We start from the raw sequence: 13,436 nt of genomic DNA on the forward strand, positions 1-13,436 counted from the left end.
GCTCCTCCTTTTAAGAATAGACTTCGTCTGTTTGTGGAAACATTTCATACCAAGCTTGTAGGGTTGGATTTGATGCCATTTTCATAAAGTTTACATCTGCTCCTTCAGCTCGCCATTCTTCTACTAACGTCATCATCCTAATGGAGTCTAATCCTAAGCTCACTAAGTCATCATCATCCTTGATTTCACTAGGGGAGATATCTAGTATCTTTGCTACTTTTGCCTTTATTTCACTGTGCGTACGATTAGATGCGTTTTTTTCTGATAAATCATGAAGTAGTGCTTCTGTTAATAAAACCTTCCCACATCTAGTTGCTGTATAATTTAATGCCTGTACATGTTCCTCATAAGAGAAATCAGCTACCGCATCGGCAATTAGAAATGGTTGGATATCATACATAAATGCTTCCATTGCCGTAGCTAAACAACCTATATGTGCGTACACACCACATATAATAAGTTGATCACGACCATCTTCCTTCATACGATCAAGTAAATTTGATTTCTTAAAAGCACTATATCTCCATTTTGTTTGAATCGTATCATTGTCTGTTGGTGCCAACTCAGGTACAATACCTGTTTGTGCTTCATCATCCGTTAGTCCTGGCCCCCAAAAATCGGTCAATAAGGCACGATCTTCATCTTTTTGATTACCTGGTTGTGCCGTATAGACAATCGGGATATTTTGACTTTGGCAATAGGTTTTTACACGAGCAATCTTTTCAATCACTCCCTCAATCAATTGAGAACCATTCTCATAATAGTTGATAAAATAATTTTGCATATCATGAATAAGCAGTACTGCGCGCTTATTATCAAGCTGCCAATCTACTTTATTTTTTGGTAAACTATTTGCCTCAGGTAATGGATAGGTTTTGATTTTTGGTATTGACATAGGGAATCTCTCCTTTTATATTTTAGTAGCTAATTTGTCTTGGATGATTTCTCTCAAGCTTTTTTTACTTACTTTTCCAAGTGGTGTTTGTGGAAACTCATGTACAAATTCAAAACGGTCAGGTATCTTAAATGCGGCAATTCCTTTTAATTGTAGAAACGACTTCAAAGCTTGACCTGTCAACTGTGCGTTTTGTGAGATAATAAATGCACAAGATCTTTCACCAAGAAATGCATCTGGCATACTGACAATTGCTGCATCTAATACATCTTCATGTGAGAGCAAATAATTCTCAACCTCTTCAGCAGCAATCTTTTCTCCACCACGATTAATTTGGTCCTTATCTCTTCCTTCTACGATTAAATAACCATCTTCCGTTTGTTTAACAATATCTCCTGTCCGATAAAAGCCATCATGAGTAAATGCTTTTTCGTTATGAGTCTCTGCATTGTAATAGGCAATTATCGTGTAAGGTCCTCTTACTTGTAAATGGCCCGTATCACCAACGGCAATAGACTGATCCTCTTCATCTACAATACGAATCTCATCAAATTCAGACATTGGTCTCCCTTGTGTATAAACGATCTTCTCATCTGTATCATCTAATCTCGTATAATTAACCAATCCTTCAGCCATGCCAAAAACTTGTTGTAGTGAACAGCCAAAGCTAGGTCCCACTTTTTTCGCTACTTCAGCACTACATTTTGCCCCACCTACTTGAATCACCTCTAAGCTAGTAAGATCATAACCTCTTGACTTCTTTGCCTCAATCCAAATAATTGCTAGCGGAGGAACGAGTGATGTAAAGTTGACTTTTTCTTTTTCGATTAATGAAAATGCCGTATCTGGACTAGGATCGGGACTTAAAATGATGCACCCACCAGCATATAAGACACCAAAAACACCAGGTGAACTCATCGTGAAGTTATGTGCTACTGGTAATACAGCTAGATATTTCGTCCTTTCACTTAATTCACAGATTTCTACACTTTTTCGAATACTATATAAATACTCATCATGTGTTCTCGGAATTAACTTAGGCAACCCAGTACTTCCACCAGATAATTGGAAAAATGCTAAGTCGCTACCCGAAATATTTGGTAGATTCACAGATTCTTCAGACATTAGTGCTTCAACGTTTAAAAACTCCTGCTCATCTCCTGCGACAATAATATGTTGTAATGTATTGACTTTTCCTTTCACTTCTCTGGCCATCTTCACATAATCATGTCTATCAAAAACATCAGGTATCACATAAGCAACGGCTTTTGTATGTTCACAAAAGTAAGTAATTTCTGTTTGTCGATGCAATGGCAAAGAGAAAATAGGGAGAGCCCCCATACGGAATAGCGCAAAACAAACTTCAAAAAAGGTAATGGTATTGGTAAGTTGCAATACTACTCGATCTTGCTTCTTTATCCCAAGATGGATGAATCCATGGGCTAAGCGATTGGCTCTATCATTTAACTCTTCATACGTAACTTTACGATTTCCTTCAATCAGTGCAATGGAGGTCGGTGTTAATGTTGCCATCCTTTCTAATACTTCACCAAAAGTTTCACCAGTCCAGCATCCATTTGAGCGATATTTTGTTGCCAATTCATCTGGCCAAGGTGTATATCCTTGTAACATTTACAACTCTCCTTTATGAATTATTCAATACCTAATGCACTTAACATCGTTTTTAATTTTGCGGCCGTTTCATCACATTCTTCTTGTGGTACTGACTGAGCGACAATTCCTGCTCCAGCAAATAACTTCATTTTTCGTTGACTCAGTTCTGCACATCTAATCGAAATCGCCCACTCTCCATCACCGTTCCTTTTACTATAACCAATCATCCCTGTGAAATAATGACGATTATATGGCTCGAGTTCATTCAACAATTGAAAAGCTTCAACTGCTGGAGTACCACAAATAGCTGGTGTCGGGTGAATACTCTCGGCTAATTGAACAGATGAAACGCCTTCGTCATACAACTCCCCTTCTATTTTTGTTGAAAGATGCCACATCGTTTTTGTAGAAATAACAGAAGGTCGAGCGGGAACAGTTAGTGTTCGACAATATGGCTTAAGATTTCTTTCAATCGCTTCAACGACAAGGCGATGTTCATATAAATCTTTTTCAGAGCAACTTAATTCTTGGGCCATTCTTTTATCATCCTCTTCGTTCGCCATCCTCGGTCTTGAACCTGCTAAAGGATTGGTAATCACTTTTCCTCCCTCTTTTTTAATCAGCAATTCCGGGCTAGATCCTATCAACGTATTTTTTTCATCTGATAAATGAACCGCAAAATTAAATTTATCTTCATTATCTGCTAATAAATTCTGTAAAACATAACGAATATTCACGTTTTTACTAAACTCAATTTGCATTAAACGGCCTAAAACAACCTTTTTAAGCTCTGCATTTTTTATTCTCGCTACAGCCTTTTCGACCATCATCATATATTCCTGTGGTTGTGGATGAAAATTCACCTTATTAGGTAATGGGAGTCGATTTCCTTCTTGATATCTTGTACTAGTCAACGATTTCTCCAACATCACTTCTTTAGGGATGAATAAGGTTGCCACATCCTTTTGATCGAAAGGAAAAGCTGCTATCATCAGATCATGATGTCCATATGTCCGGGGACACTTCTGCCAAAGTAAATCCACCCGTTCACTAAAGGATTTTCCTTCCTGTTCTTCCGTATGTAATTCAACTTCCTTTCCCTTTGCTAAAATATGTTTTGTGGGAAAACCAAGGAAACTATCGCCATTATTATATAAATCCGCCATTTTATTGACGCTTTTTTCTTGTAATATCGCCATTAATATTCACCTCTTTTTTCGTCATTGTGCACCTAAGCTCGCTCCACCATCTATCACAATATTATTCATAGTGATATGACTTGCCTGATCTGAAACGAGGTAAAGAATCGAATCAACAATATTTTCCGGAGTGGCAATCCTTTGTAATGGAATACCTACGCGATATTCTTCTTGAACACCCTTAATTCCTTGCTCAATAGCACCGTCCTTCCAGAAGTCTCTTTGCATATCTGTGTCAGTGGCACCTGGCGAAACAATATTGCAACGTATATTGTATTTTGCAAGCTCTAACCCTAAACATCTTGTAAACATGAGAGAAGCAGCTTTTGATGCACAATACGCTGACATAGATGTTCTCGGTACAGATGCTGCGTTTGAACTAACTGTAACAATTGCCCCAGATTGCTTGGTAATCATCACTTTACTCACCTCATGGGATAGATAAAATACCCCATTTGTATTAATGGAAAAAGTATGTTCCCATTCATCCATTGTCATAGATTGAATCGGGTTTACTGAGATCACACCAGCAACATTGACAAGAATATCAATCGTTTTATATTTTTCTATTACTAGTTGTATCGTATCTGTTACATGTGCTTTATTTGATACATCACAGATGTAGCCTTCAAATGTATGATCCCGGTTTGATAACTCTTCCGATAATTGGTTTAGTTTTTCTGCTTCGATATCTAAGCCAACCACTTGGCAACCTTCAGAACAGAGACGCTTGACTAAAGCGGCACCCATTCCTTTTGCTGCACCTGAGATGACTGCAACTTTTCCTTTAAGCATCTTAACACCCTTTCTCAACAGATAATCATTCTCAATTAAAATTTAAAAAAGAAAGCGTTCATTTCTTTCTTACATGGTTAGAAAAAAATTACACTTTTAATGATAATGATTCTCATTATCACATCACAATATTAACAATAGTACAGATTCCTAATATTCGTCAAGGAGGAAAAAAATCCTATTTCTATGAAATCGAATGGTTTTTTATCGAATCGAATGGTTTGTAATGGAAAATTAAGGATTGAATGACGATCGATTGAACCAAAAAATTTTATAAATGTAGGAAAAGTTATTTAAATATCTATAGGAAAAAATACAGGTGCTTTTTTGGGAATTCATTCATTTTTCTTTTAAAAAACCTTTATTTTCTAATAAATTCCAGATAAAAAAGAAACGAACTCTAAGTGAATGTCACTGTTAAGTTCGTTTCTTTGTTCATTCATTTATTTTACAAGTTCCAATACAGCCTCTAACATTACATTGACACCTGCTGCACAATCGTCATATGGAGTAAATTCATCTTCACTATGGCTTTTTCCATTTATACTAGGTACAAATAACATAGCAGTAGGAATCATACTTGCGATAAACTGAGCATCATGCCCTGCACCACTAGCCATTTTTTTATATGGTAATCTCTGTTCTTTTGTCACATTTTCTAGTAATTGAACCATTTTATTATCAAAATGGACGGTCGAGCGATCCCAGAGTTTTTCAATGAATACAGTACATCCTTCACTATTTACGGTTTCTTGTACTTTTTTTATTTTTTCTTCTACAATTGCTGTTACTTCAGGTTCCTTATGCCTTGCTTCAATCGTAAAAATCACTTCATTTGGAATAACCGTATGAACATTAGGAGAAACATCTAGTCTTCCCATAGTAAATACGAGGTCATCTGGTAAACTACTTAATTCATTTCTAATATCTTGAATAAAGTTATTGGTTGTAAATAGTGCATCTTTACGTAAATGCATAGGCGTCGTGCCTGCATGATTAGAGTCACCTACGATTTTAATTTCATAACAGACCATCCCTACTACACAGTCAACTACACCAATCTTCAACTCTTCATGCTGAAGAACCGGCCCTTGTTCAATATGTAGCTCTAAAAAGGCATGCGCTTCTTTTAATCTATTGGCCTCAGAGCCATTGAAACCGATCTTCGCCAACTCTTCTTTAAAGACCTTGCCATCAGCATCTTTTTTGTTCAACATCTTTTCACTATCAAACTTTCCACTTAAAACTCCGGAGGACATCATTGAAGGTTCAAATCTAGCACCTTCTTCATTCGTAAAATTAACTAACATAATAGGAATCTTAGGTGTAATATTATTGTCAACAAGTGTTCTCACAATTTCTAAACCTGTAATTACCCCTAAAACACCGTCGAAACGACCTCCGCATTTTACTGAATCAAGGTGGGAACCGATGACCACCGGTGGACGCTCTTCTAAACCTGGTAAAAGAGCATACATATTACCCATATCATCAATTTTCACTTCCATTTTCAGTGCTTCACAGCAGGTTTTAAAATATTCTCGTGCTAAGCGATCTTCTTCTGATAGAGCTAACCTTGTTACACCATTATTCTCTGTCCTACCAAAATTCGCGAAATGTTCAATCGTTTCTGTTAATCTCTCACTATTAATCCTTACTTTTTGTTTCTCCAAAATGTCATCTCCTTCAACAACTTATTTACGATTAATTAAATGGACAGAAAAATACTTGCGTGCATCAGCTGTTAATATGTGTAACGTTTCAGAGTAAATCGTTGAACCTGTAATTCTCTCAAACTCCACAAAGGCACCACTTAAATTCTCTGTAATGCTTTTAATTGTATAACCGTTATTTAACAGGACATCAATGCTTGTTTTTTCTTTCATATATTCAATATGCTCAGACATTTGACCATCTCCTTTATTGGACTTTTTCTTTGACTTTAGTATTTACTATTTCCTGTTCATCAATAGATAAAACCCAATCTCTTCCGACTGTAATTCCCAGATATTTCTCATCACTAGGATCATTCATTTCGCTTTGCTTGTATTTTTTAAACCACCAGTACTTCGCTAAAACATAATAGAGAACAGCTCCAACGACAAAACCTACAATGGAAGAGTAGGTAGACAATAGATTGGCACATATCCCCCCGACAATCCAAGCAATTAGTCCAGCGCCATTAAAACCTGCAAAATATTTAAATTGCCCTTCATTCTCATATAATGCTGGCACATTTACTCTTCTTTTTCTTAATAAATAATAATCAGCAAATAATATACCAACGATAGATGTTAGGATTCCCCCAATGACTAATAACGCTTGATTAAGCACATCAAACAAGCTCCATGGCTGCGCAAGAGTACCAATAATTCCTGCAAAAATGACTCCTACCCAAAAAGGTACTTTCGGCCCGCCTACATTAGAGAAAACAGTTGCTGCTGGTATAATGTTGGCCGAAGTATTTGTAGACCACTGTGCTAAAACAATCATTAATAGAAGAATCCCTAAAATAAAACCACTAGCTGATTCTTGTAATGCCACAATTGGATCTGATGTGCTAACTGCCATATATGATACAGCGCCAATCGCAATCATGAATGTATTCACAATTGGCATCACGATGATATTACCAATTAACTGAGATTTATTGCGTTTAAACCAATTCCTCTCATTTCTAGGGGCTTTAAAGAATCTTGATAAGCTTGGCATATCTGCTGCAAGTGTAGCCCAAAAGCCCATATTTGCCATAATTACAACCATGAAAGCTGTAAAAGCAGTTATACCTGTCGCAGGACTTTCCACCCAAGTCCAGACATCTTTACCTTGGCTTGTTGCATTATCTGATAATGTAATATACATCCAACATGAGATTATAATAATAATAGGGGCAGCTAAATCAGCAAACCGTTCAATCGATTTAATTCCTAATGCTGTATTGATTAATTGTGCAGCAGCAAAAAGAATAAAGCATACGAACCACTGATCAAAGCCAAAAAGAAGATTAAGTATCCCGTTAATAGCGGAAGCACCAAAGTAAGTGTTTATGCCAAACCAACATGAAGCAGTTATCCCCCTAACAACTGAAGGAATATGTGTGCCAATTGTTCCAAACGGCGCCCGCATGTATACAGGAAAAGAAAGTCCATGTTCCACACCAATATCACCAATTAAGGACATCAATATCCCAATGACCACTGAGCCGATAATGGTTGCTAACAGAACCATAGGAAGCGATAAATGAACAATTCCGCCACCACCAATAGCAAATGCTGCTAGCACAATCGCCATACCAATCCAAATAACTGCAAAACCAAAGGTACCAATTTTCCTTTCCTTATAACCAATTGGCAATAGGTCCGGTGATTTTAAATAATTATCTTTCTTCTCCAATATGGACACCCCCTTAATATGAACAACACATTTAGTAAAGTTCTTGAAGTTGGATACCCTGCTGAAATCATTTCAGCAGGGCGCAATAAAAGTTAAATCATTGTTGGTCGTTTTTCTAACGTTTCTCCATATTTAGCACGCTTAATAAAATTACCCTGACCTGCTTCACCTACAAATTGTTTATCTTTGATGATAAAGTTACCCCTAGATAACACTGAAATAGGCTCTCCTGTAATTTTCATGCCTTCAAAAGGATTGTAGTCAACTGCCATATGATGCGTTTTCGCCGACAACGTCCGTTCGACATTGCCATCATAGATAACAAGATCAGCATCAGCGCCAACAGCTATCGTACCCTTTTTCGGATATAATCCAAATAATTTAGCTGCACGGGTTGACGTAATCTCTACAAATTGATTAAGTGATATTCTCCCTTTTTTCACACCTTCTGAAAATAAAATACTTACGCGGTCTTCAATTAATGGACCACCATTTGGAATCTTAGAAAAATCACCTTTTCCTAAGTCTTTCTGGCCAACAAAATCAAAAGAACATTGATCAGATCCGAGTGTTTGTAATTGTCCTGTCTTTAACGCATTCCATAAATGATCTTGATTCCATTTTTCTCTTAATGGCGGTGACCAAACATATTTAGCTCCTTCAAAATCTGGTTTCTCCAAATAGGTTTGATCCAAGACCAAATATTGCGGACAGGTTTCACCCCAGATATCGATACCTTGACTTCTAGCTTCAGCTATTTTTTTAGCCGCATCTGCACACGAAACATGCACGACATATAATTGAGATCCAGCAAGTCCGGTAAGTGTTGCAGCTCTTCCTGTTGCTTCTGCCTCTGCTTCAGGGGGACGAGTTAAAGCATGATAAATAGGGTCTGTATTTCCTTTTGCTAATGCGTCCTTTACTAAATAATCAATTACATCACCATTTTCAGCATGCACCATGACAAGTGCCCCAAGTTCTTTAGCGGCAAGTAAAGTTTTATATAGTGTCTCATCATCTGCTTGGAATTGATTTTTATAAGCCATAAATACTTTTAATGAAGTTATGCCTTCTTCCTCAACCATTTTCGGTATCTCTGCTAATACAGCGTCACTGCTCTCAACAATTTGCAAGTGAAAACCATAGTCAATGACCGCTTTATTTTTTGATTTTTGATGCCAAGTTTCAACGGCGCTACTGAGTGATTTCCCTTTTGTCGTTAAACAAAAATCAACAATCGTAGTTGTTCCACCAAATGCGGCAGCTTTTGTACCCGTTTCAAAATCATCTTTAGTGACCGTTCCACCAAAAGGCATGTCTAAGTGAGTATGGGGGTCAATCGCACCAGGGAAGACATAATGTCCTTTTGCATCAACGACTTCCGCACCACTCTCTTGAAGATTCTCTCCGATTTGCATAATTGTTTCATCTTCAATTAGGATATCTGCTTTGTAAGTATCTGTTGCTGTAACAATTACTCCATTTTTTATGAGTTTTTTCATAAGTAACCACCCTTTCTCACTCTTTTACTTCGCTGTACTATTTGCAACATAGCTTATATTTGCAATGGCTTCTTGCCTTTCATTCCAAGTCATCGGTGGTAGTTCATTTCGTTTTTCGACCATATCGATTGCTCCATCTACAGGACAAACAATCGAACATAAATTACAACCGACGCAATCTTCTTCGCGAACTTGGAGATAAGGCTTACCATCAGTTCCGGTCAGCATATCAATACATTGATGGGAGGTATCCTCACAGGCAATATGGCATTTATTACAATTGATACAAACATCATTATTAATGTGTGCGACAATTTGATAGTTTAGATCTAAATCGCCCCAATCAGAATATTTGGGTACAGACTTACCGATGATTTCATTTACCGAAGCGATCCCTTTACGATCTAAATAATAATTCAGCCCATCAATCATATCTTCTACGATGCGGAAGCCATGATGCATGGCCGCTGTACAAACTTGTACGCTTGTTGAACCCATGAGCATAAACTCCACAGCATCTTGCCAATTAGATATACCACCAATTCCTGAGATTGGCACACCAATTCTACTATTACGTGCACATTCTCCAACCATATTTAGAGCAATTGGTTTCACTGCAGGTCCGCAATAGCCACCGTGGGCACCCTTCCCTCCAACATGCGGAATGGTATTCCACGTTTCAATATCTACACCTGCTAAACTATTAATCGTGTTAATCATACTAATTGCATCTGCACCACCATTAACCGCAGCCTCAGCTGTTGCAGTTATATCGGTGATATTTGGTGTAAGTTTCACGATTACCGGTGTCTTCGCTACTTCTTTTACCCAATAGGTTTGTTGCTCAACAAGTGCTGGTACTTGACCTGAGGCTGCTCCCATTCCTCTTTCAGCCATCCCATGCGGACAACCGAAATTTAATTCAAGTCCATCGACACCCACTTCTTCCACCTTTTTGACAATTTCATGCCATTTTTCTTGTTTCGGTTCGACCATCAACGAAGCAATGATTGCATGATTAGGATATTTCTTTTTTGTTTCATAGATTTCTTTCAGATTTACTTCCAACGGTCGATCAGTAATTAATTCAATATTATTAAACCCTGCTACTTTTTGACCATTAAAACTCACTGCTGCAAAACGCGAAGAAACATTTAAAATGGGGTCACCTAATGTTTTCCAAACTGCACCTCCCCACCCAGCTTCAAAGGCACGCTGTACTTGATAACCTGAATTGGTTGGCGGAGCTGAAGCTAACCAAAATGGATTTGGGGATTTAATTCCAGCTATATTTGTACTTAAATCTGCCATTATTTCACCTCCAAGATATTTAAGCAGTTTCTATCGTTTCTTTTAATAGAGAGCGGTGGATGCTTATGGCACTCGCTTTTCCTTGTTGTGCAGCAGACACAACCATTGCTTCACCTTGTCCTTTACCAAATATACAATCTCCACAGGCAAATACTTTACTGTTAGATGTTTGAAAGGTTTCACTATCTATTGTCACAACACCACCATCGTGACTAATTTCAAATTGTTCAATTAAATCAATATAACGACTTTGTCCGATCGCTTTAATCACTGCATCTACTTCAATCGTAAATTCAGAATCAGTTAAGGGTACAGGACGTCTCCTTCCATCTTCACCAGGTTCCGATAAAGTCATCTTGACACATTTAATACCTGTAACTTTCCCATGCTCATCTCCTAAAATTTCAACCGGAGCTGTTAACCAGCGAAATTCGACACCATCCTGCTTTGCAAATTCATATTCAAAATCATAAGCGGTCATCTCAGCCAGCGTTCTTCTATATAAAATTTTGACATTATCCGCTCCTAATCTAACTGAACAAGTTGCAGCATCGATAGCTGTATTACCAGCCCCGATTACTGCTACCTTTTTTTTGTATAAGTCATCATGAATAGGTGCTGTCTTTGTTTCTTTTACAAATTCAATCGCATCATGAACGCCATTTAAATCTTCACCAAGAATGCCTAATTCTGGTACAGATGACATACCAATGGCTAAAACAACAGCATCATTCTGTTCCAGAATTTCTTTAGCAGAGATATCTACCCCTACTCTCGTATTTGTAACAATGTCTACATTCAATTTTTTTACTTGTTCTACTTCCCAAAAAGATATTTTCTGCGGTAATCTAAATGAGACGATTCCGTAAGTATTTAATCCTCCCGCTTCACTTTCTGCTTCGTAAATCGTTACTTTATAACCCATTCTTGCTAATTCTCTGGCTGCTGATAAACCGGCAGGCCCACTTCCTATAATCGCTACTTTCTTTCCATTTGGCTTTCCAGCATGAAACAGGGTCGCTTCATTCTTAATTGCCCAGTCCGTTGCATACCGTTGTAAATTTCCTATTAAAATAGGTTTAGTAGAATGATTGAGTACACATGCGCCTTCACAAAGTTCTTCTGTCGGACAAACGCGTGCACAACTAGCTCCTACAGGATTAGCAGACATAATTGTTTTTGCAGATCCAAATAAATTATCTGTGGCAATTTTTTTAATAAAACTAGGGATATCAATTCCCGTTGGACACGCTTGAATACAAGGAGCATCATAACAATACAAACATCGATTGGCCTCATCCAGTGCATCATGCTTAGAAAAAGGTGGTTCTACTTCTTCAAAGTTCCGCTTTAGTGTTGCTAATGTCTCTTTTCGGTCGCTTTTCACTATAGAGTAACCTCCTTAAAAGATAGCATCTTTGAATGTTAGTTTTTCTAACATTAATTAAACTGAATTGTTAGAATCTTATAATCATTTTACTGTGTTCTAATCGATTAATCATTATACAATTCGTAAAATAGTTCACTAGTCTTGCTTGTCAAAATGTAAAAAGCAAAGTTTTGTAAGCGCTTCACTTAATACTTGTTCCAAATAGTTTTTTCTTTCTAATTTTCAAATGTTATTTATCCTTACATACCCTGTAAATATTATTGTTCTTTTATATCCTTAAATGGCAAGCCGACGCAATTTATTATGTCTCACAAATAATAATTGAATAATGCTTGTTTTAAGATCTTGTAAGAAATAGAATCATAAACCTTAAATATTAATGTAAAGAATTATTAGGGAGAGCCTTTGCAAGACCCTAGAGATGTTTTTTTAAGAGGATACGAGTGGAAAGGACTTTGCAATTCACTATAATGTTATTTCTATTTATTTTTTCTGTATGGAAAAACGAAAACAGTAGTGAGCTCATACAAAGCAAGTGTTTTTCAAAGATCATTTTTTACAGACTTCTTATGTTTATTAGGTATATACCTATTTCTTAATTATTGATCTACTTTAAATTAACACTGTTTTTCGTGACCTTGTTGTTTTTTACATAAATGAAAGAGAACCTCTCTCGTTGTTCCCTTTCTTACCAGACTTTTTCAAACTTTTATTGTTCCTTTGATCGTTTTAATACGTTCTTGCTCTTCTCCCTTATCTAAGTATTCGAAAAAACCAAGTCGATTTCCCCATGGGTCTGTGAAAGTTCCCCATTTCACTGGTACTTCAGGTCTTGAATGTATTTCAAACCTATTGATTTTTAAAACTTCTATAAGTCTGTCTCTTTCAGCCTCAATATTAGTAACTCCTAAACGCAGAGGTCCGTTACCCTCGGAAAGAGTTCCTTCTGCGACCTGCAACCAACATCCAGGAATGAGTTCCCACTCAGCGAACCCCTCATGTGGAGTAAAATCAGGCTTCTTATTAAGCAGTGTTTCATACCACTTTTGCCCTTCTTCAATATTGGCAACTCTAACTTGAGTAGTCATTTCAAAAATCATTTATATCCCTCCTAAATGTAAAATTAAATATAATACATCTTGTACTTTCCGTTATCACTATGAAAACGATTTTAACGTATAATAAGCTTATCAATTTCCTGGAAACAAGTCATTTCTAATAGCTTTAACAAGCACTAATTGTTCCTTTGAAAGTACATTTACCCCTTCTTACAAATTGAAATGCTTCCTTAACCACGATGAAGTTAACCCAAAATAATCGGAAACGGCGTAAATTAA

At 37.0% G+C, this 13,436-nt stretch carries 11 protein-coding genes; all 11 read right to left on the reverse strand.

Going from position 1 to position 13,436, the window contains the following annotated elements; all coding sequences use genetic code 11:
• Positions 1 to 10 precede the first annotated feature (10 nt).
• The gene (locus tag MKX78_RS13540; protein WP_341051354.1) at positions 11 to 895 is read right to left on the reverse strand and encodes an isochorismatase family protein; all 885 of its coding nucleotides are present in this window, start codon (positions 893 to 895) and stop codon (positions 11 to 13) included.
• A 15-nt stretch (positions 896 to 910) separates the two neighbouring features.
• The gene (locus MKX78_RS13545; RefSeq protein ID WP_341051356.1) at positions 911 to 2,527 is read right to left on the reverse strand and encodes a (2,3-dihydroxybenzoyl)adenylate synthase; all 1,617 of its coding nucleotides are present in this window, start codon (positions 2,525 to 2,527) and stop codon (positions 911 to 913) included.
• A 20-nt stretch (positions 2,528 to 2,547) separates the two neighbouring features.
• On the reverse strand, positions 2,548 to 3,708 hold the full coding sequence (locus tag MKX78_RS13550; RefSeq protein WP_328197955.1) for an isochorismate synthase: 1,161 nt from the start codon (positions 3,706 to 3,708) through the stop codon (positions 2,548 to 2,550).
• 21 nt (positions 3,709 to 3,729) lie between these two features.
• The gene (locus tag MKX78_RS13555) at positions 3,730 to 4,503 is read right to left on the reverse strand and encodes a 2,3-dihydro-2,3-dihydroxybenzoate dehydrogenase (RefSeq protein ID WP_251161746.1); all 774 of its coding nucleotides are present in this window, start codon (positions 4,501 to 4,503) and stop codon (positions 3,730 to 3,732) included.
• Between the two features lie 443 nt (positions 4,504 to 4,946).
• A complete protein-coding gene (locus MKX78_RS13560; RefSeq protein ID WP_341051360.1) occupies positions 4,947 to 6,176 on the reverse strand; it encodes a Zn-dependent hydrolase in 1,230 nt (409 codons plus the stop codon).
• Between the two features lie 21 nt (positions 6,177 to 6,197).
• The gene (locus MKX78_RS13565; protein ID WP_095373056.1) at positions 6,198 to 6,410 is read right to left on the reverse strand and encodes a hypothetical protein; all 213 of its coding nucleotides are present in this window, start codon (positions 6,408 to 6,410) and stop codon (positions 6,198 to 6,200) included.
• Positions 6,411 to 6,423: 13 nt separating this feature from the next.
• Complete coding sequence (locus tag MKX78_RS13570; RefSeq protein WP_224938384.1) at positions 6,424 to 7,896, reverse strand: NCS1 family transporter; 1,473 nt, start codon at positions 7,894 to 7,896, stop codon at positions 6,424 to 6,426.
• 92 nt (positions 7,897 to 7,988) lie between these two features.
• On the reverse strand, positions 7,989 to 9,398 hold the full coding sequence (gene hydA / locus MKX78_RS13575; RefSeq protein WP_224938385.1) for a dihydropyrimidinase: 1,410 nt from the start codon (positions 9,396 to 9,398) through the stop codon (positions 7,989 to 7,991).
• A 24-nt stretch (positions 9,399 to 9,422) separates the two neighbouring features.
• Positions 9,423 to 10,709, reverse strand: a complete 1,287-nt coding sequence (gene preA, locus MKX78_RS13580; RefSeq protein ID WP_224938386.1) for an NAD-dependent dihydropyrimidine dehydrogenase subunit PreA — start codon at positions 10,707 to 10,709, stop codon at positions 9,423 to 9,425.
• Between the two features lie 19 nt (positions 10,710 to 10,728).
• Complete coding sequence (locus tag MKX78_RS13585) at positions 10,729 to 12,096, reverse strand: NAD(P)-dependent oxidoreductase (RefSeq protein ID WP_341051363.1); 1,368 nt, start codon at positions 12,094 to 12,096, stop codon at positions 10,729 to 10,731.
• A 704-nt stretch (positions 12,097 to 12,800) separates the two neighbouring features.
• Positions 12,801 to 13,199 carry a VOC family protein gene (locus MKX78_RS13590; protein ID WP_095373052.1) on the reverse strand — a complete coding sequence of 133 codons (399 nt, stop codon included), beginning with the start codon at positions 13,197 to 13,199 and terminating at the stop codon, positions 12,801 to 12,803.
• Positions 13,200 to 13,436 lie beyond the last annotated feature (237 nt).

The organism is Cytobacillus sp. FSL R5-0569 (assembly GCF_038007265.1).
Taxonomy (GTDB): Bacteria; Bacillota; Bacilli; order Bacillales; family Cytobacillaceae; genus Cytobacillus; species Cytobacillus kochii.